Source organism: Acinetobacter sp. T63 (assembly GCF_053852345.1).
On sequence record NZ_CM132659.1, the window covers coordinates 670,962 to 691,000 of the forward strand.

Annotated in this window: 23 protein-coding genes and 1 pseudogene; 17 read left to right on the plus strand and 7 right to left on the minus strand. The window is 45.2% G+C overall.

Going from position 1 to position 20,039, the window contains the following annotated elements:
- Positions 1–159: 159 nt before the first annotated feature.
- Positions 160–885: a CAF17-like 4Fe-4S cluster assembly/insertion protein YgfZ gene (gene ygfZ, locus ACVLR6_RS03190; protein WP_455995816.1), complete on the minus strand. Its 726-nt coding sequence runs from the start codon at positions 883–885 to the stop codon at positions 160–162.
- 254 nt (positions 886–1,139) lie between these two features.
- Here ygfZ and acnD point away from each other — a divergent pair, with 254 nt between their 5' ends.
- The 15 genes and pseudogenes from acnD to ACVLR6_RS03265 all read left to right on the plus strand — a co-directional run bounded on the left by acnD (position 1,140) and on the right by ACVLR6_RS03265 (position 12,152).
- Positions 1,140–3,746, plus strand: coding sequence for a Fe/S-dependent 2-methylisocitrate dehydratase AcnD (gene acnD, locus ACVLR6_RS03195; RefSeq protein ID WP_127800825.1), 2,607 nt, complete (start codon positions 1,140–1,142; stop codon positions 3,744–3,746).
- Positions 3,747–4,085: 339 nt separating this feature from the next.
- Positions 4,086–5,260, plus strand: a protein-coding gene (locus ACVLR6_RS03200; protein WP_168407313.1) for an IS3 family transposase whose coding sequence is annotated in 2 segments (ribosomal slippage) — positions 4,086–4,320 and positions 4,320–5,260 — 1,176 coding nt in all. Because the reading frame shifts where the segments join, the coding sequence is not laid out codon by codon here.
- Positions 5,261–5,507: 247 nt separating this feature from the next.
- The gene (locus ACVLR6_RS03205; protein WP_075167893.1) at positions 5,508–5,651 is read left to right on the plus strand and encodes a zinc ribbon-containing protein; all 144 of its coding nucleotides are present in this window, start codon (positions 5,508–5,510) and stop codon (positions 5,649–5,651) included.
- 285 nt (positions 5,652–5,936) lie between these two features.
- The gene (locus ACVLR6_RS03210; protein WP_075167930.1) at positions 5,937–6,158 is read left to right on the plus strand and encodes a hypothetical protein; all 222 of its coding nucleotides are present in this window, start codon (positions 5,937–5,939) and stop codon (positions 6,156–6,158) included.
- Positions 6,159–6,253: 95 nt separating this feature from the next.
- Positions 6,254–6,514 (plus strand): hypothetical protein, encoded by a 261-nt coding sequence (locus ACVLR6_RS03215; RefSeq protein ID WP_075167892.1) that lies wholly within the window; start codon positions 6,254–6,256, stop codon positions 6,512–6,514.
- Between the two features lie 572 nt (positions 6,515–7,086).
- Positions 7,087–7,176 (plus strand): VOC family protein, encoded by a 90-nt coding sequence (locus ACVLR6_RS03220; protein ID WP_455995819.1) that lies wholly within the window; start codon positions 7,087–7,089, stop codon positions 7,174–7,176.
- 1 nt (position 7,177) lies between these two features.
- Complete coding sequence (locus ACVLR6_RS03225) at positions 7,178–7,474, plus strand: VOC family protein (protein WP_455995821.1); 297 nt, start codon at positions 7,178–7,180, stop codon at positions 7,472–7,474.
- A gap of 544 nt (positions 7,475–8,018) precedes the next feature.
- Complete coding sequence (locus ACVLR6_RS03230) at positions 8,019–8,684, plus strand: pseudouridine synthase (RefSeq protein ID WP_168399564.1); 666 nt, start codon at positions 8,019–8,021, stop codon at positions 8,682–8,684.
- Positions 8,685–8,848: 164 nt separating this feature from the next.
- A complete protein-coding gene (locus tag ACVLR6_RS03235) occupies positions 8,849–9,229 on the plus strand; it encodes a ribonuclease E inhibitor RraB (protein WP_016659844.1) in 381 nt (126 codons plus the stop codon).
- A gap of 133 nt (positions 9,230–9,362) precedes the next feature.
- A pseudogene (locus ACVLR6_RS03240) lies at positions 9,363–9,809 on the plus strand (SRPBCC family protein).
- Positions 9,810–9,813: 4 nt separating this feature from the next.
- Positions 9,814–10,170, plus strand: coding sequence for a DUF488 domain-containing protein (locus ACVLR6_RS03245; RefSeq protein WP_005175875.1), 357 nt, complete (start codon positions 9,814–9,816; stop codon positions 10,168–10,170).
- 110 nt (positions 10,171–10,280) lie between these two features.
- Positions 10,281–10,625 carry a zinc ribbon domain-containing protein YjdM gene (locus tag ACVLR6_RS03250; RefSeq protein WP_016659847.1) on the plus strand — a complete coding sequence of 115 codons (345 nt, stop codon included), beginning with the start codon at positions 10,281–10,283 and terminating at the stop codon, positions 10,623–10,625.
- 93 nt (positions 10,626–10,718) lie between these two features.
- Positions 10,719–11,084, plus strand: a complete 366-nt coding sequence (locus ACVLR6_RS03255) for a 5-carboxymethyl-2-hydroxymuconate Delta-isomerase (RefSeq protein ID WP_016659848.1) — start codon at positions 10,719–10,721, stop codon at positions 11,082–11,084.
- A gap of 180 nt (positions 11,085–11,264) precedes the next feature.
- Positions 11,265–11,669 (plus strand): GAF domain-containing protein, encoded by a 405-nt coding sequence (locus ACVLR6_RS03260; RefSeq protein ID WP_228277919.1) that lies wholly within the window; start codon positions 11,265–11,267, stop codon positions 11,667–11,669.
- A 78-nt stretch (positions 11,670–11,747) separates the two neighbouring features.
- Complete coding sequence (locus tag ACVLR6_RS03265) at positions 11,748–12,152, plus strand: NUDIX hydrolase (RefSeq protein WP_160243496.1); 405 nt, start codon at positions 11,748–11,750, stop codon at positions 12,150–12,152.
- 82 nt (positions 12,153–12,234) lie between these two features.
- Here ACVLR6_RS03265 and ACVLR6_RS03270 read toward each other — a convergent pair whose 3' ends face one another.
- The 4 genes from ACVLR6_RS03270 to ACVLR6_RS03285 form a co-directional block, all read right to left on the minus strand.
- Positions 12,235–13,179, minus strand: coding sequence for a tRNA dihydrouridine synthase (locus ACVLR6_RS03270; RefSeq protein ID WP_180182401.1), 945 nt, complete (start codon positions 13,177–13,179; stop codon positions 12,235–12,237).
- Positions 13,180–13,335: 156 nt separating this feature from the next.
- The gene (locus tag ACVLR6_RS03275) at positions 13,336–14,661 is read right to left on the minus strand and encodes an ISNCY family transposase (RefSeq protein ID WP_455995825.1); all 1,326 of its coding nucleotides are present in this window, start codon (positions 14,659–14,661) and stop codon (positions 13,336–13,338) included.
- Positions 14,662–14,795: 134 nt separating this feature from the next.
- On the minus strand, positions 14,796–15,206 hold the full coding sequence (locus ACVLR6_RS03280; RefSeq protein WP_160241745.1) for a PH domain-containing protein: 411 nt from the start codon (positions 15,204–15,206) through the stop codon (positions 14,796–14,798).
- Between the two features lie 196 nt (positions 15,207–15,402).
- On the minus strand, positions 15,403–16,212 hold the full coding sequence (locus ACVLR6_RS03285; RefSeq protein WP_016659852.1) for a cytochrome C assembly family protein: 810 nt from the start codon (positions 16,210–16,212) through the stop codon (positions 15,403–15,405).
- 138 nt (positions 16,213–16,350) lie between these two features.
- On the opposite strand from ACVLR6_RS03285, the gene ffh reads away from it, so the two are divergent.
- Together ffh and ACVLR6_RS03295 are read left to right on the plus strand one after the other, a co-directional pair.
- Positions 16,351–17,760, plus strand: coding sequence for a signal recognition particle protein (ffh, locus tag ACVLR6_RS03290; RefSeq protein ID WP_005175901.1), 1,410 nt, complete (start codon positions 16,351–16,353; stop codon positions 17,758–17,760).
- Positions 17,761–17,931: 171 nt separating this feature from the next.
- Positions 17,932–18,498 (plus strand): RBBP9/YdeN family alpha/beta hydrolase, encoded by a 567-nt coding sequence (locus tag ACVLR6_RS03295; protein ID WP_104471976.1) that lies wholly within the window; start codon positions 17,932–17,934, stop codon positions 18,496–18,498.
- On the opposite strand, the gene ACVLR6_RS03300 is transcribed toward ACVLR6_RS03295, so the two are convergent.
- Complete coding sequence (locus tag ACVLR6_RS03300; RefSeq protein WP_160243494.1) at positions 18,485–19,243, minus strand: type III pantothenate kinase; 759 nt, start codon at positions 19,241–19,243, stop codon at positions 18,485–18,487. The two genes, ACVLR6_RS03295 and ACVLR6_RS03300, sit on opposite strands and share 14 nt — an antisense overlap.
- A gap of 9 nt (positions 19,244–19,252) precedes the next feature.
- The gene (locus tag ACVLR6_RS03305; RefSeq protein ID WP_016659856.1) at positions 19,253–20,011 is read right to left on the minus strand and encodes a biotin--[acetyl-CoA-carboxylase] ligase; all 759 of its coding nucleotides are present in this window, start codon (positions 20,009–20,011) and stop codon (positions 19,253–19,255) included.
- Positions 20,012–20,039: the final 28 nt, after the last annotated feature.

Sequence of the window (20,039 nt, forward strand, 5' to 3'; positions counted from 1 at the left end):
GGTAATTTTTTCAAACCACGTAGGAACAATAATAAAAAAATCCTGAATTTAAGGATTGCTTCAATTTGTAAATCAGTCTCGTTTTTTTGACGGATAAAAAAACAACCCAAGTTACACGTGTCACTTGGGCTGTTTTTCATAGATCTGCTAGTGACACGCTTAATTTTGCGGCCGCGCCACATCACCGCTTAAAGCTTCAGGTAAATCCAGAACCGTTACATCCATCTCGGCTAAGGCATCCGGTTTGGCCACCACCAAAGCTTTATAACCGCCATCAATGGCCAGGCTATTCACCACCTCTACATCATTGTTCAGTTTGCTGGCGATAGCCGGAGCATCGCCTGTACCCTGAATCAGATGCAGCCAGTGTTTTGGCTTGGCTTTAAACCATAAACGGGCAATCACTTCCTGACCCAAATAACAGCCTTTGTCATAATGAATGCCTTCACGCTGATGCAGGCGCAGTTCCTGTGGCTGGAACAGTTCCGCGGTGCTGGCCTGAATCCAGGCCTGACCACTTTCAAGCGCCTTTAATTGCCATGCTTGAATATCCTGTTCAGTACTTGTGAACTGGGTGTTTAGACCGTTTACGACCGGATAAACCTGACCGGCTTCTTCCAGCTTCATTTTCGAGAAAGCACCAAACTTTTTAATGTGTTTGGCAAAGTCTTCAGCTTGATCGGCCGTTACTACAATTTCAAACTGTTCAGCATTCTGTTTGGTCAGCCATAAACCAAACAGAATACGGCCTTTCAGGCTACAAATTGCAGTATAACGGGTTTCGGTTTGCGGCAGTTTTTCGACATCTACCGTGACTTGACCTTGTAAGAATTTTTGCGCATCTACACCGTTTAAAGTGAATGCAGAGAAAGTCAGATTACTCATGTTCTAATCTCGAAACCGTATCTAATACTAAAGAATGAGGTTAATTTTGCGCTATTTTTCAAAAAAAATCATATTTCTGGCCAGAATTTTCTATTAGATGTAACCAAATTTTTCAAAAATGTATTATTTTTAACTTAAGTTTATGAAATATATGAAATTTGGGAAATAGGCTTCGGGCAGCGTACAATGCCAAGCAGCATGAATGTTAAACAACAAAACTTTGAAAGAAGAAGTCAGAACAAGGCAGGTACGCTATGAATAACAACTACCGTAAACCGCTGCAAGGCACCCCGCTAGAATATTATGATGTGCGACAAGCCGTTGAAGATATTCAGCCAGGCGCATATGCCAAACTTCCTTATACCTCCAAAGTGCTGGCCGAGCAGTTGGTGCGTCGTTGTGATCCAGCCATTTTAGAGCAGTCCTTACGCCAGCTGATTGAACGCAAGCAGGAGCATGATTTTCCATGGTATCCAGCACGTGTAGTCTGTCATGATATTTTGGGGCAAACGGCACTGGTCGATCTTGCCGGTCTGCGTGATGCCATTGCCGATCAGGGCGGTGATCCATCCAAAGTCAATCCGGTGGTGCCAACCCAGCTGATTGTCGATCACTCACTGGCGGTGGAATACGGTGGATTTGATCCGGATGCATTTGAGAAAAACCGTGCAGTCGAAGACCGTCGTAATGAAGACCGTTTCCATTTTATTGAATGGACCAAAACAGCCTTTAAAAATGTCGATGTAATTCCGGCAGGCAACGGCATCATGCATCAAATTAACCTGGAAAAAATGTCACCGGTAATTCAAAACCGTGATGGCGTAGCATTCCCGGATACCTGCGTGGGTACAGACTCGCATACCCCGCATACCGATGCGCTAGGCGTGATTTCAGTCGGTGTGGGTGGTCTTGAAGCTGAAAATGTGATGCTGGGTCGTGCATCTTGGATGCGTCTGCCGGACATTATTGGGGTAGAATTGGTTGGTCAGCGTCAGCCGGGCATTACTGCGACGGACATCGTCTTGGCGTTAACTGAATTCCTGCGTAAAGAGCGTGTGGTCGGTGCCTATTTAGAGTTCTTTGGTGAAGGTGCGGACAGCATGTCAGTGGGTGATCGTGCCACCATCTCCAATATGACCCCTGAATATGGTGCAACCGCTGCGATGTTCTATATTGATCAGAACACCATCGACTATTTAACCCTGACCGGTCGTGAGCCTGAACAAGTCAAACTGGTTGAAACCTATGCCAAAGAAATTGGGCTTTGGGCATCTGACATGACACAGGCGGAATATCCACGTGTGCTGCGTTTCGACTTATCAACGGTAACCCGTAATATTGCAGGGCCGTCGAACCCACATGCACGTGTATCCACAAGTGACTTAAAAGAAAAAGGCATTGCCGGTATTGTTGAACAGCGTACCGATGGTTTGATGCCAGATGGTGCCATCATCATTGCCGCGATTACCTCATGTACCAATACCTCAAACCCACGTAATACCGTTGCAGCAGGTTTGCTTGCACGTAAAGCCAATGAACTTGGTTTAGTACGAAAACCATGGGTGAAGTCGTCATTTGCACCGGGGTCTAAAGCGGCTGCGCTGTATTTGGAAGAAGCCGGTGTACTGAAAGACTTAGAAAAACTCGGTTTTGGTATTGTGGCTTATGCATGTACCACCTGTAACGGGATGTCAGGTGCGCTTGATCCAAAGATTCAGCAAGAAATTATTGACCGTGACCTGTATGCGACTGCGGTGCTGTCGGGCAACCGTAACTTCGATGGTCGTATCCATCCGTATGCAAAACAGGCTTTCCTGGCATCTCCACCACTCGTGGTTGCTTATGCGATTGCCGGAACCATTCGTTTTGACATCGAAAAAGATGCGTTGGGCACCGACCAGAACGGTAATCCAATTTATCTGAAAGACATTTGGCCGTCGGATGAAGAAATTGATGCATTAGTGAAAACCTCGGTGAAGCCTGAGCAGTTCCAGAAAGTCTATATTCCAATGTTTGACTTGGGCGAAGTGGAGCAGGCGGCAAGTCCGCTGTATGACTGGCGTCCGCAAAGTACTTATATTCGCCGTCCACCATATTGGGAAGGCGCGCTGGCTGCACCGCGTACATTAGCCAATATGCGTCCGCTGGCAATTTTGGGCGATAACATTACCACTGACCATTTATCACCATCGAATGCAATTATTCTGGATTCGGCGGCAGGTGAATATCTGGCGAAAATGGGCTTGCCTGAGGAAGATTTCAACTCCTATGCCACCCACCGCGGTGATCACTTGACGGCACAACGTGCAACGCTGGCCAACCCGAAATTGTTTAATGAAATGGTAGTACGTTCTGACGGTACCATTAAGCAAGGTTCCAAAGCGCGTGTCGAGCCTGAAGGCGAAGTAATGCGGATGTGGGAAGCGATTGAAACCTACATGAATCGTAAACAGCCGCTGATTATTGTTGCCGGTAAAGACTACGGCCAAGGCTCAAGCCGTGACTGGGCGGCTAAAGGTGTACGCCTTGCTGGTGTTGAAGCGATTGTGGCAGAAGGTTTTGAGCGTATTCACCGGACTAACCTGGTTGGGATGGGTGTGTTACCGCTTGAGTTTAAGCCGGGCACAGACCGTAAAACTTTAGGTTTGGATGGTACAGAACTGTATAGCGTGATTGGTAATATCGCGCCACGTTCGACGTTGACTTTGGTGATTGAGCGTTCCACCGCTGATGGTAAAAATCAGATTCTGGAAGTGCCAGTAACCTGTCGTTTAGATACCGAAGAAGAAGTATCTGTATATGAGGCGGGCGGTGTATTGCAACGCTTTGCGCAGGACTTCTTGGAAGGGAATGTGGCTTAATTATTAAATGAATCCTCCCCAACCCTCCTTTAAGAAAGGAGGGAGTTTCTCTTTTTTTCTTATGCCATGTATGGCTCAGGGTTAGGGGGAGATTAAAGTTATTGAAATTGTTTAAAAACGCTCTAATGTACATTGGGGCGTTTTTTATTGGTGCTTACAGAGAAGATTCGAAGGAGGTTTTAAGATTGAATTAAAAAGTGGACTTCTGTCATACGTCCAGTGGTCGATATTAAGGCTGATTCCCTATTCATTATTTAAAATATATTATGATCCTAGCCAAAATAATGGACAGTACTTCCCTCTAAAGATAACGTAACGTTAACTTTGGAGATACAAGAAATGGCCAAACGTTTTAGTCCTGAATTTAAACAGCAAGCAATTGATTATGCACTTTCAAACTCACACGAGTCTGTAGCTGCAATCGCCCAGAAATTAGGTGTGGGTTATTCAACATTAGATAAATGGATTCGTGAAACCAATCCGGCAGGTTCAAGCAAACGTCAACTTTCACCAGAACAACAGCGGATCTTGGAATTAGAGAAAGAAGTCAAACAGCTCAGGGAAGCCAATGACATCTTAAAAAAAGCGCATGTGTACTTTCTGACAGATCATTCCAAGAAAAGTACACGGTAATTCAAGATCTAGCTGTGAATGGAGTCACTGTATCTTCTGTCTGTAAATGCCTGGGTGTCAGCACTTCAGGCTATTATGCCTGGCGAAAACGCCAGGCCAATACAGCGCAAAAATATAATGATTTAAAAGCCGTATATTGGCAGCATCATGCACGATTGGGTGCACCTTCATTGGTACATGACATGCATGATTTAGGTTACAGCATGAGCGAACGAACCGTTGGAAGAATGCTTAAAAAGCTTGGTTTACGTAGCAGGATTGCACGTAAATACAAGCATACGACAGATTCAAACCATCGTTTGCCTACAGCACCAAATCTGTTGGAGCGTCAATTTACAGTCATTCAGCCTAACAAGGTTTGGACAACGGATATTACCTACATCCGTACCACGCAAGGTTGGCTGTATTTATGTGTGATGCTGGATCTATTTAGTCGTCGTATTGTGGGTTGGCAAACCAGCCATCGAATAGACCGTCAATTGGTGTGTGATGCATTTAATTGTGCAATGGCTCGTCAGGGTTATCCAACGGGTGTCATGGTGCATTCCCTTGCGAAGCAGTGCTTCTCAGGCTCACAGTACTGTAGTCGTGATTTTAGGGTGCTATTATTAACGAATAACTGTATTCAAAGTATGTCACGCAGGGGGAACTGTTGGGATAATGCAGTGACCGAAAGCTTCTTTCATACATTGAAAGGTCATGTGATACATGGCAGTGTGTTTGCCACTCGAAAAGAGGCGACTGCTGTCTTGTTTGACTATATTGAGATTTATTACAATCGGGTCAGAAGGCATTCCGCAAACGGCTGGTTAAGCCCAGAAGCATTTGAACAGAAACATTTTAAGAGTTTAGAGGGACCGACTGTCCACAATACTGTCTAGGATCATTTTAAAAATTAAATAAGAATAAAAAATCTTTTCCTGATTGCGGGATTTAATACCAAATTAATTAGCATCTACAACTCAAATTGGAAAAATTTCTTATTAAATTTCTATAAAGCCAGCTTAATTTTCTATCAAAATTATCCTTCGCCCAAACGCCATCATCACTCGTCGAAATGGACAATAGACAATCATCACAGATTGGTTATACTGAATAGACCATTTCTAAATCATACGGAGAACAAAGATGGTAACTGCAGGCGACAAGCCAGGAACAGGCTTCTATTTTTGTGTCCAATGCGGACATCGCGTTTACTTAGAAATTGGTACAGACCGTTTACCCCCGTGTACCAAATGCCAAGGCAATCAATTTAACAATAAGAATGCCTAAGCAACAGCACTCAAACAGTTACCCTCTGTTTTGAATGAAAGCCCTATCACACGATAGGGCTTTTTAATGGGATCAATCAAAAATGCTGAATTTTCGCGGTGTTAGAACAGTTGAAGCCCTACAAAAAGAAAACGCAAAATCGAGATACAAATTGGTTGGATTTAAGGCTCTATCTTATTGAAAAGGAATAATAAAAATTAAGGTGTTTATTGTTTGGTTTTGTTTGAAAAATAGCCATTAATCCTCATATTGAATAAGACATATAGCATATTTCAGGTGCAGTCTTTGCAACATTATCTTGACCTTAACCATGACTCTGGCGTGGCCAATTATGAAATTGGTCACGAGTTTATTCGAGTTCAGTTCCGTAAAAATAGCAGGGTCTATACTTATAGCTATGCCAGCGCCGGTGTGCAGCATGTCGAGAATATGAAACAGCTGGCCCAATATGGCGATGGGCTGAATGCCTATATCAACCGTTATACCCGCTGGCTGTATTTAAAATAACTGGCCTGTTTTTTGCTTCATGATGCTTCCTAGGAGCGCCACATCCACTTTCGGGTGGATGCTGGTTTTAAAGAAAAATCATCAGGAGCAAAGTTATGTCAAACTCTCAAGCTGCCGATTCTTATACTCAACTGCCGGTCAAGGCGCATCTGCTGGCGGGCTGGCCATTGCTGTTGGTGCTATTTGGTGGTGCCATTGGTGTGGTTTATGCCGTGCTGGCTTACATCCTGAATATCAAAATTTATCAATCGACCTTATCTAAACTGAATAAAGTCTTGGCCAATTTGCTCTGTAGCATGTCGGCCTTAAGTGGCTGGTGGTTTAGCGCCCAGCTCATTCAAGGACAGTTATTTTAAACAGCTCACCTCTCAAGATTAAAGATCTGTGATGTCATGAACCGGGCAGAATAATCTATGCCTGAATATTCCAGAAAAATACAGAATCATGAAAAAGAATCATGATTATGACAGCCTGAAAATAAAAAATTCTATTTAAGCCGTTTGATGTGAGAAAAAATATCAAAAAGATGAAAAAACATCGAAGCTTAGGAAAACAATCCCATCCGCTTTTGACTATTCTATTGCTCAAGGGTGAAAGGGGATCGAAAAGAGTAGATTGCTACCAGTAACGTATCACGTGCGTGTAGTACTTACCCACAAGGTCTCGATTCGGCTTAGGACGCTATAGATCAGAAGTTTATAGGCAAAAAGTTAGAACTTACCAAGTTTTAATAGTTGAAGTATTTCCCGCTCCCTTAAAAATAAAAAATTCAACATCTCCATTCTTATAAACCTGTTTATTTTTTCTCTCACTGCATTCATTCAAATCACCTTCATTTTCCTTTCAGTTATCGCAACTTTATTTGCCAGAATCTTACAGGGTACTGAAAGCAGCTATGCTATAAAAATAAAAACTACCGAGCAGAACAATGAAAATTTATGTCACCAGTCTTATAGTCGATGATCAGGAAAAAGCCTTGCAGTTTTATACCCAGATACTCGGTTTTCAGCTAAAATAGGATGTGCCGGTGTGAGTATCGCTGGCTGACGCTGGTTTCTCCCGAGCAGCCAGATGGTGTTGAGCTGCTACTAGAACCGGATGTGCATCCCGCAGCGAAAGCCTTTAAAGCCGCGATTAAGGCAGATGGTATTGCTTATACCTCATTTCAGGTCAACGATCTTGAGGCAGAATATCAGCGTTTACTCGCGCTAGGTGTGGTTTTTACTCAAGCACCGATGCTGGCTGGCAATGTGAAAATTGCCGTGCTGGAAGATGGCTGCGGTAATTTAATTCAACTGATGCAGCCGCTGTCTTGAGCCATCATAATCACTTAGATAAATTCTCTTAAAATCGCCATTTTCTGCAAAATAAAATGAAGAATTTAACCTAGTGTATAAAAATTTCTTGTGATTAAGCTTTATTAGGGAAAATTTCCTGAAAATATTTTAAATTGACTGATCTTCGGAAAACAATTTCGGCAGGCTTTGACTACTATATCTCTCAAGGGTGTGACGGGATCGAAAAGAGTAGCATGCTGTCAGCGGCGCAAAACGCGAGTGCAGTACTCACCCAAAAGGTCTCGATTCGGCTTAGGACGCTATAGATCAGAAGTTTATAGGCTATAAGATCATGACGTACAACGTGATGATAGTTGAAGTAAACAGCAAGTTTTCCCTGACACCCTAAAAAATTCCGTGCATGACCAGAACAACAAACTATAAAAATCAAACTCGAAAAACCAGAGAATAAAAACTATTTCTCTCCAGTAGCTTCCAGATTAAATATCTATCTTCTCAATAGATTGACAGCAGATTGGCCGCTTGATATTTTGCCCGCTTTCGACTCCCAGGCCGTACCGTCATGCCTTTAAACGACAACTTTGTATATTGCCCGCCGCAAGAGCCTCTGGTCCTGGTCTATGAAGATGATGATCTGGTGGTGATTGAAAAGCCAGCAGGTTTGCTGTCGGTGCCGGGGCGGTTGCCGGAGCATCAGGACAGTGCTTATTTACGCGTGTTGGCGTGTTATCCACAGGCTAAAATTACCCATCGTTTAGATATGGCCACCTCGGGTATTCTGATGTTTGCCAAACATCGCGATGCAGAAGTAGCAGTGAGTAAAATGTTTCAGGCGCGCACCGTGACCAAGCACTATATTGCCCTGGTACAGGGCAAACTCGACGGTGAGGGCAAAGTCGAAGTGCCCTTAATTACTGACTGGGAAAACCGGCCGCGTCAGATGGTGCATTTTGAACTGGGTAAGCCGGCACAGACTTTATATCAGGGACTGGACTATAATGCAGAGACAGATATCAGCCGGGTATTGCTGACTCCAATTACCGGGCGTTCACACCAGCTGCGCGTGCATATGCAGTATATCGGCCATCCAATTACCGGTGATAAGCTGTATCATCCAGAACCTGCACGCAGTCCCCTAAAACGCATGGCCTTGCATGCCAGTTATCTGGCTTTTACTCAGCCTTTAAGCGGTGCCGCGGTTGAAATTCATGGACAGGTGCCGTTTTAAGCAGTTGATCCGATTTGGAGTGCTCTCCCCAAAACAGGGGATTGCCGATCCGGATAGAGATCAGGATGGTAGAACAGAAAAAAATTAAGCGCTCTATCTCGGAACTGCAACAAAATTAGGGTAAGCTGACCAGTAGAACAACAACACAGAACAAGGACAAAACGATGTCACGCGATTATGAACAATTTCCAGATGACGACAACGGCAACGTACTTTGGCAAATGCATGAAGATGGTGATGATCTGGACGAGGCACATGAAATTGAATATTCAATTGCCTTTACCGACCAGGAACAGGCTGAACGTTGTGCCTTATTTCTGTTAAATGAAGAACAAAAAATCTCTTTATTTCAGGATGATGATTCTGGTGTGACCGAATGGATTATTACCATTTATGTTTATATGGAACCGGCCTATGCCGATATTGTCGACTTGGAAGAATGGTTCACCAAAATCGCCAACCAGTTCCAGGGTGAATATGATGGCTGGGGCTGCATGGCCTATGTCTATGATGATGAAGACGAAGAAGAAAACTATCCAGTTTAACCCCATTTTCTAGTACAAAAAAGCATGCCGGAGCGCATGCTTTTTTGCTTTACGCTCGCTTCAACCAAAGTCATACACAGGCCCAAGGCAGAAGGCGTAGACTGAAAATTATTCGCTGTAAACAGGTGACGTCATGCAACACAGCGTACAGTTACACCGTATATTTCAGGCGCCGTTATCACGGGTATATCGGGCCTTTGTCGATCCGCATGCCCTGGTCAAATGGATGGCACCACATGGCTTTACCGTGCAGATTGAACAGTTTGAACCCGTGGTCAACGGTCAATATAAAATTGCCTTTTGTAATTTGAGCACGGGCAAATACCACGGTTTTCACGGGCAGTATCTGGAAGTGATTCCCGAGCAGCGACTGCGTTATCAGGATGAGTTTGATAGCCCGGATTTACCGGGACTGATTCAGGTCACGATTGAGTTTAAGGCGGTATCGGTCGGAACCGAAGTCTGGATTTAGCAGGACAATCTACCCGATGCCATTCCCGTCGATGGCTGTTATTTGGGCTGGCAGGAATGTCTGGATTTACTCAGCCTGCTGGTGACCCCTGACATTCCGGATGAGTAAAACCATGCCCATTGCTACCAAACGTATTTATCAGGCTGTAAGCAAGCAGGACGGTACCCGGATTCTGCTGGACCGGATCTGGCCGCGCGGGATCAAAAAAGCCGATGCCCAGATTGACCTGTGGCCGAAGGATTTAACCCCCTCGACCGAACTGCGTAAATGGTTTCATGAAGATACTGAGCGGCACTGGCCCGAGTTTCAGCAGCGTTATCGGCAAGAGTTGCAGCAGCATTTGGACGCGGTGGAGGAAATCCGGCAACTGGCGCAGAAGGGACCAATTACCCTGTTAACCGCAGCAGAAAACGAACAGCATAATCATCTGCAGGTGTTTAAACAGCTGCTGGAACACCCGGGCAAATAACACAAATATTGTTATTAATCCCTAAACCGGTTAGGGATTTTAACGTGATGAAAAATATAAATGTTATAGTAGACCTTTATATTTTTTATTTTGCTCGTTTCGAGGTTTTTATGTCTTTACCGAATTGCCCAAAATGCCAGTCCGAATATACCTATCAAGATGGTGACTTGCTGATTTGTCCTGAATGCGCACATGAATGGAAAGAAGGGGAGCAGGCAGAAGCCGAGGCCGGCGCCATCATTAAAGATGCCAATGGTAATGTACTGGCCGATGGCGATACCGTGACGGTGATTAAAGACCTGAAAATTAAAGGTTCATCTTCTGTGGTGAAAGTGGGTACCAAAGTGAAAAATATCCGTCTATTGCCAGAAGCATCAGATGGTCATGATATTGACTGTAAAGTAGATGGTATTGGCGCAATTAAACTGAAATCGGAATATGTGAAAAAAGCATAATCGCACTGTTTCTCTTGGGTTTTATCTTGCTTTGAAGCAGGGTAAAACCCTGAATTTTTAAGATCACATCTGCACCATATCGGGAGAAGGCTGATGCCACATATCCATCTTGAATATTCAGATCAGCTGCAGGCGCTTGAAATGAAGCCTTTGCTCAGTCGTATCAACCGGACGCTGGTCGAGAATGGCCTGTTTGGTAATGCCTCTGATATTAAAAGTCGCGCCATCTGCCAGCAGGACTATGTGATTGGACTGGATGAAAGCGCACAGGCCTATGTGCATGCCAAAATCTCGATTTTAAAAGGCCGTAGTACCGCCCTAAAGCAGGAAATTTCCCGGACCGTGCTGGAGGTGTTGCAGGATTATCTGCCGCCACAGAATGAATTGACGTTGCAACTGTGTGTCGAAATTCTGGAAATGGACCCGGATATTTACAGCAAAGCCATCATTCATCCTTAATATTTTTCCCTTGCAATGGCACAGTTGTGTATGTGGCATTTTGCTGCTTTCAATACTTTCCCATCTTCATCTTCTGTGCTGTTTCTTGCTGAAATTAGGCGTTTTTTTACAGGAATCTATTTGAAATAAAGAGCCGAAGCTCGTACATAATAAATAAAGAGCAACAGGATGTGCCCAGCCATGCGAAAACAGAACAATAAACCGGGGCTGCTCCAGCCCGAAGCGAAGCCGCCGCGTCCCCATCACTGGAAGCCGGAAAAATCTGCCGCCAGTTGGGTCAAGCGGGATATTGAAGATATTCAGCGTGATCCACGCTTCCGGCAGTATCCTCATCTGGCCAGACAGAAAATCCGTTTTTATGCCGGGGTGCCAATTCAAAGCAAACAGGGGCTGGCCATAGGCAGCTTATGTATTCTGGACAAGCAGGTGCGGCAGATGTCTGAAGAAGATCTGGATTTGCTGAAAGCACTGGCGCTGGATTTACAGGAGACCTTAAGCAGTGAGCGATTACGCAAACAGAAGCTGGAGGAAATCCAGCGTTTGGGGCAGGCCGATTTAAGTCAGGCCGTGGTGACAGATTCCTAATGATTGCATCCTTGTCCACATACGGCTGTTTGCATCTGGCCGTTAGGTTATCGTTTAAAACTAGGGGAGAGCAGTTCGTTGGCCTTTCATGATTTTTATCGCTTAAGTTCGCATGCGGTAATTTGTAATGCCCAGCAGCAGGTGCTGTTACTTAAAGCTACCTATGCCGATCAGGACTGGGGCTTACCGGGCGGCGCGGTGGATATGGGGGAAACCATCCACGAGGCCTTAATTCGGGAATGTCAGGAAGAAATTGGCTGTCAGGTGCAGGTGGGGTATTTGTCGGGTGTGTATTTTCATGCAGCGGTGCAATCCCATGCTTTTATTTTTCGCTGTCATTTGCCCGAGGATGCACAGATTCAGCTAAGCGATGAACATGATGAATATCGCTGGTTTGATCTGGCACAGCTGGCGCCGGTACAGCGGATTCGGGTGGAGGATTGTCTGAATTTTCAGGGCAATGTCATCAGCCGGAGTTTTTAACCTGCGGCTTGCAAAATGATTACACAAAAGTGATCAAACGGCTGTTAGACAAGCCCTGTAAACAGCCGCGACAATGTTTGGCTCAGGGTACTGCGTGTTGCGAGGCTTGCAGGGTGGCAATAATCTCATCCAGCTTTTTGATGCGTTTAACCTCATCCCACAGCGCTTTGGCTTCCGGATAATGCTTTGACATCATGCCCAGCCATTGTTTATAACGTCCCAGCATACCAATTTCGGTTTTGGCCGGACCGTGAATAAAGCGGATTTGCAAATCAAGCAGATCTTGCCAGCTCAGTAAGGGTGCATCAGAGTTCTGGCGGATACATTGGGTGAGGTCAGGGGTGGTGACAGCACCACGACCAATCATTAAATCTTCACAGCCCGATTCTAATTGGCATTGTTTGGCATCGGCATTGGTCCAGATTTCCCCATTGGCAATCACATTAATCTTCAAGGCTTCACGAATCGGGGCCAGCTGATCCCAAAAGGCTGGTGGGGTATAACCATCGGCTTTGGTGCGCGCATGGACCGTGACCCAGGAGGCGCCTGCATCTTCAATGGCATGGGCATTGTCCAGCATGAAGTTGCGATCCATATAGCCTAAGCGCATTTTGGCAGAAACCGGAATATGTGCCGGCACGGCATCGCGCACGGCTTTGACCAGTTCATGTACCACTTCCGGTTCATCTAGCAGAACCGAACCGCCACGATGACGGTTTACGGTTTTGGCCGGACAACCAAAGTTCAGGTCAATGGCTGGTGCGCCCATGGCTGCAACTTTGACCGCATTGGCGGCCAGCATGTCCGGATTGTTGCCCAGAAACTGCACATGTACCGGAGTGCCAGCCACAGTTTTACCGCCGTGCAATAATTCCGGGCAATAGCTGTGATAGATATGATCGGGCAGGATTGAGTCGGTGACCCGAATAAACTCAGTCACACACCAGTCGAAGCTGCCGACAGACGTGAGGACATCACGCATGATCGGATCGGTTAAGCCTTCCATGGGTGCAAGCACAAGTTTCAACGCGTTCACCTGTTAATTTGAAAAACGGTGTTATACGTTTTTTTTACCAAGATGTCTAGGAAAAGGTCTTTGAAGTATTGTGGAGTGAGCTAAGGCTTAGCCTTTATTGTTATTCCCAAGTAGAAATGTCCTACCTAATAACCAAATAGAAATGTCCTATACAGACATTTCCAAGTCAAGCACAGGATTCAGATTTCGTTGTTGAATTGCTGTTTTCTGTGCTCGTCTACGTGGCATAGATTGAGAACGACTTCGTTTGTTTTGCTGTTCTAGTTCTTCATGCTGTTGCTGGATATGGGCCAAGACTGAACTCAAACGTTTATTCTCAACAATCTCTCGCTGGTTCAGCTGACTTAATTTATCGAAGATGCTGTAATTGATTTTTCTTCCCTGATATTCAATGGCGACCGTACCGTCTGGGTATTCCAGGAACTCAAGATACTTACCGATCAACCTTTGATTTTCTTCGGTCTTTTCCAGGAGATATACGCATTTATCATAAGTAATCGTCAGACTATTCGTGACTCTGCGGGGTTCACGCCAAGTAAAAATATCATCTAACTCTTCGGCTGTTTCAGTGATAGGCCGATGTAGATTCTTAGGATTAAAAGCCATCTTGGCGAACTTCTGATTGAACTGCTCAATGAAGCAGGGTAGCCAGACATTAGCTTGCTCAATCGAACAGATGCCTTTCAGGCGCATTTCTTTGATCAGACGGTCCTGAAGGGTTCTGTTAGCACGTTCCACACGGCCTTTGGCCTGCGGTGAATTAGCGAAGATAATATCGATATTCAGGGTGTTGAGTACACGTCCAAACTGGGTAATCTTGGTATCTTTCTTGCTGCTTTGATTCACTCTAAAGACTGAATGTTTGTCGCTGTAAAACGCTAAAGGCTTACCGTGCTGTTCGACATATAAACGTGTCGAAATCATATAGTCAAAAGCTGATTCTGATTCACAGAAGCGTAAATGCTGCAATTTGCCTGTGGCATCATCAATGAACACCAGTAGGCAGCATTTAGCAGCGCGTCCTTCGAACCAGTCATGGTGTGAGCCATCAATTTGGATCAGTTCACCAAAGCAATCCCGGTTGTAACGAGGCTGATACGGGCGTTTCAGGCGTTTGGATAGAGGAATCCATAAGTCAGCTGCAATCATCCAAGAACGTAGGGTTTCTACTGAAAGATCGAATCCATGTACGGTGGTGAGCTTTTCATGCGCTAAAGTGGGTCCGAAACCATGCAGTTGATCCGAAACAATATTGAGGCACTTGAGTCTGATTTCTTCAGGAAGTTTAGAATTGCTGATTTGGCCACGACCGGCATGGGCTAATGCAGCTGGACCTTGGGCTTTGTATTTCTGCAGTAAGCGTCTGATCTGACGTTCTGAAATATGAAGTAGCTGAGCAGCTTGGGATTGAGTTATGCGTTGATCGCAGATTTCCTGCAAGACCGACAATCGTTTAAGTTCTTTATCCGACATAGACACCAACATATCAAACCGTCCGCTAAGAAAATTGCAAAAGTGCATATTCTAAAAGCGGACATTTTTACTTTGGAGAAACCGGACATTTCTATTTTGGAGTTACATTTATATTTCGCATAATCGCCATTATGTTAAATGCGAGAAGATACTTGTTTTATAAATTCAGTTTTATTTCTTGGCGAAACCATGATTGATTTATGAATACCATCTTTTTTATATTCAATTTTTATTCTATCTAAAGATAAGGCTGGAGCTGATAAAGAGTCTGATGTTTCCTTGATCTTTTCAATGCTACTCAATGGAATTTCCCACTTTAAGAATATACTGTGTATCTTTAATATCTCACCGTCGACAACATAGTATGTTGTTGGAATGGGTAACCAAACCACTAGAGCTAAAGAACTGAAAAGGACAGAAAAAATTATATCTTCATGTAAATTTTGGCTATCAAAATTACTATAGACCAAGGTTAAAAGCAGTAAAGAACTTCCTGTCAAAACTATAATCACCCACCAATCTATTTTTGATTTATATTTTTGCATTATTGAATTTCTCTAAAATTAACATAATACACCTTATACGAAATACTATTTTTTATTCCATATAAATCATAGTCTTATTGTATGGTGAAAAGCTCAGGTACGGCTACTTGGGCTTTTTTAATAATTTATCATGTTCCACGCTTATTATTTAATCACTGTTCCACGCTTTTAATGTGGCAAACTGAACAAAAGCATCTTACTTGCCCAAAATCATCTGTAACACAAACTTGGAACCAATAAAGCCAAGCGCCAGCAAGAAGAAGCCAATAATGGTAAAGCGAATGGCTTTCTGGCCACGCCAGCCAAATTTATAACGGCCCAACAGCAGCGCGCCATAGATAAACCAGGAAATAATACTAAAGGCAGTCTTATGCGCTAAGTGCTGGGCAAAGAAGTTATCAATGGTTAGGAAACCAAAACCCAATGCCAGCGTCAGCAGGATAAAGCCGGCAATCAGCATATCAAACAGCAGCTCTTCCATGGCTTGAAACGGTGGCAGCAAATTCACCCAAATCCGGCGTTTCTGTTTGTTTTTCAGCTCCCGGTTCTGAAACCAGAGCAAGACCGCATGAATAGTGGCCATCAGCAAGACCGCATAGGCCGATAACGACAGTAGGATATGAATATCCAGACCTAAAGAATTGTTTTCGACAAACAGGTTTAAACCGCTAAAGGAATGCCCTAGAATCAGGCCGGTTGCGGCCACTGGAATCCCAATCAGGTTTAGCGCAATCACCGGCCGGTAAGTACTAAACAGCACACTTAATAACAGCATTAAGCCTGAGGTAAAGGACATCAGGTTAAACACGTTATAGTTAATGCCCATCGGCAGCAGCATGTCGTTATACAGCACAGCGGCGTGCAAACATAAACCCAAGCCCAGCACAATACCAATAAACCAATGGTTTGGAGCACGCTTGGACATTAAATGCATAAATAAATACCAGAACGAAGTGGTATAAGCGATTAATGCCAGAATCGTGTAAACCAAGGGGAGACTGCTCATGTCAAACCTTTTTCAGGATGATGAATATTCATTTATATAAATTCGATGCGAACTACAGTATCCTATAGCATCTTATGCATAAATTTTCTATTTTAAGAAACATTTTTTTGCTGATGGCTATTTTAAGCGGATTTTGCAATGTTTGATACCTTAACAGAACGACTCACGCAGAGTTTAAGAAATGTTACTGGCTCAGGGCAGCTAACCGAAGACAATATTAAAGATACGTTACGTGAAGTACGTATGGCACTTCTTGAAGCCGATGTGGCGTTACCTGTAACTCGTGAATTCATCGCGAAAGTTAAGGAAGAGGCATTAGGTCAGGAAGTGATGACACAGTTATCACCGGGTCAGGCATTCGTTAAAATCGTTTATGACGAATTAACTAAAATGATGGGCGAGGCCAACGAGAGCCTTGACCTTGCAGCAAAACCACCAGTGGTGGTGCTTCTGGCCGGTTTGCAGGGTGCGGGTAAAACCACCACGGCAGCCAAGCTGGCACGTTTCTTACAGGAACGTCAAAAGAAAAAAGTGGCGATGGTGTCTGCCGACGTTTATCGTCCAGCGGCAATTAAACAGCTGCAAACAGTGGCCGGGGATGTCGGTGCGATTTTCCTGGAATCGAATGCCAATGAACGCCCGATTGATATTGCCAATCGTGCCATTGAGCAGGCAAAAATCCAGTTTGCCGATGTGTTAATTGTCGATACCGCCGGTCGTCTGCATGTCGATGATGACATGATGGACGAAATTAAAGCGCTGCATGCAGCGATTAACCCGACTGAAACCCTGTTCGTGGTTGATGCCATGACCGGTCAGGATGCGGCCAATACTGCCAAAGCCTTTAATGATGCCTTGCCATTAACCGGTGTCATTCTCACCAAAACCGATGGTGATGCCCGTGGTGGTGCGGCGCTGTCGGTGCGTGCCATTACTGGCAAGCCAATCAAATTCCTGGGGATGGGTGAAAAACTCGATGCCCTCGAGCCATTCCATCCGGAACGTGTGGCACAGCGTATTCTGGGCATGGGTGATGTGCTTTCTCTGGTCGAAGAAGTTGAACGCAAAATCGACAAAGAAAAAGCCGAAAAAATGGCGAAAAAACTGCAAAAAGGCGGCAGCTTCAACTTTGAAGACATGCTGATGCAGTTTGAACAAATGAATAAAATGGGCGGCATGATGGGCTTCCTGGACAAGCTGCCGGGCATGAGCAACTCTGGTATTCAGGATGCGATTGCACAGGCAAACCCAGAGAAGCAGGTGAAAAAGATGGAGGCCATCATCCAGTCGATGACCGTCAAAGAACGCCGTAATCCGGACCTGATGAACCCAAGCCGTAAAAAACGTATTGCGGCCGGTTGTGGTATGGATGTGTCTGAAGTCAATAAACTGATTAAACAGCATGCGCAAATGGCCAAAATGATGAAGAAATTTGCCAATCCATCGGGTATGGCAAAAATGATGAAATCATTGGGCAATCTGCAAAAGCAGTTTGGTGGTGGCGGCGGTATGGGCCCGCTGTTCGGTGGTAAAGAACCGAAAAAATAAGGGATTCAAAACAACAAGGCGCCGGGTGCGCCTTTTTGTTGCTCTCCATTTTTAAGCGATTCAAGCGAGCGTGCTGCGGTGATCTTTAAGAAAACCCAACAGACGCTTACCCGAAAGCCGCGCTGTTTCGGGCACACTGATGTGCATCAGGAACGAACAGCGAGCACAACAATGGCACAAATTTATGTGGTACATGGTTATACCGCCAGTCCGGATGAAAACTGGTTTCCCTGGATTCAGGAATATGCCGACCAGCAAAAAGCCAGTCTGAAAGTGTTAAGACTCGATCCATCGCCAACGCCAACCCTGGAAGTGTGGAAGCAGCAAATGGATGAGCAGGTCGATGAGATTGACGAAAACACCATTTTCATTGCTCATAGTCTGGGCTGTATTGCCACTTTGCACTTTCTGACCAAGAAACTGAAAACCCAGAAAATTAAACAGGTGGTGCTGGTGGCCGGCTTTAATGGCCGTTTGGGCCGGCTGGACGAGGTCAATCCTTTTATTGATGCCTGTAAAATTGATTTTGACTTGCTAAAACGCCAGATTGCGCATCGGGTGGTGATTTACTCAGCTGGCGATGACCGGGTGCTGCCAAAATTTAGTCTGGAGCAGGCGCGCAGTCTGGATGCCAAAGCCATTGAGGCACAGCATCAAGGCCATTTTATTGACTCTCAAGGCTGTACCGAACTGGTGGAAGTCTGGCAGGCGATACTGCCTCATATTATTGTGGAATAAGCGGTGTGGACTCATTGGCCGTGGAATAATGCTGGATATAGCGCTGCAAACCTTTCAGCAATAAGTCCTGCTCCACTAGTGGTTGGTAATGTTGCAGGAATTTGGCAAACAGCGGCGCATCACCCCCAGTCAGCACCAGTTGCCGTGGGGATTGCTGCATGACATATTCAATACTGCTGAGTAGCCCCAGTAAAATACCATGATGCACGGCATCCAAGGTATTGGTGCCGGGGCTTAAGTCATCAAAGGCTGCTTCCGGAATCCGGATGCCTTTGGTGTGCTGAATTAACGAATCACGCTGCAAATATAGGTTGGGCAGAATATAACCTCCCAGATGCTGATGGCCTTGAGTCAGATCAATGGTCAGCGCGGTGCCGCAGCTAATCACACATAAATCTTTGTCGGCTTCAGCCACGGCCAGCACCTGCAACCAGCGGTCAACCCCCAGCTGCTGAATATCATAGCCGCAGCTCAGACCGGCATATTCGGCCTGTACCCGCGCAAAAATCACGGGAATATTCAGGAATTTTAAAATCTGCTGAATCCGTTCATTGTTTTTCTGGTCCTGTACCGAAGATACCCCGACATGGGTCAGGTTCAGGCTTTTAAAATGCTGGATCAGGCCCAGCAGTAAATCGGCCGGAGATTGCAGATGCAGTTCAGCGGCATGTTCTACAATCTGCTGATGTTCGGTAATCCAGTATTTGAGCCGGGTATTGCCAATATCTAACCATAAATTTTTCATGTGCTGCGCTCACTGTCCCGGCATCTGCGGGCGTAAACGGCCCTGATAAAACACTTCAACGCCAGAGGCGGTTTCAATCTGAATCGCACCATCATCCTGAATGCCTAAAAACAGCCCCTGGGCCACTCCGCCATGATGTTCAAATTCTACCGGCTGTTGCTGAAAAGCGGCATGATGATTAAAACGTGAGGCCAGTTGATAGCTGTTATGGTTAAACCATTCTTGCGCCTGCTGAATGGCCAGATACAGCTCGGCAATCAGCTGAATCCGGGAAATATCATTTAGACCCAATTCGGCCAGGGAGGTGGCGTGCTGATCAATCTGCTCGGCCGGAATTGGCGCCAGATTAATCCCCACCCCGACAATGACCTGCTGGGTCGACAGGGGCTCAATCAGAATACCGCCCCATTTGCCTTGCGGGCTATATAAATCATTCGGCCATTTTACCTGCAGGTTCAGCTTGCGCAGGCTGGGCATCTGCAAAATATTTAAGGCAATTTCCAGGGCTAAACGGCCATCTACGGGTGTTCGTAAATTTAGCAATGTGCTTAAATAGACGTTTCCTTCTGGGGACACCCATTGCCGTTGGCGTTGTCCTCTGCCTTGTGTTTGTCGGGCGCTACAGACCAGAACGCTCTGTATTCCTTTTTGAGCAATCTCGCGTACATCATCATTGGTTGATGTAGTCACAGGTTTTAAAATGAGGACTTCAGGAAGCTGTCCGGCTTCGCTGAGCTGTTGTTGTAACTGTCGAGTCTCTACATCCATATGAATCTGAGAATAGTGGAATATAATT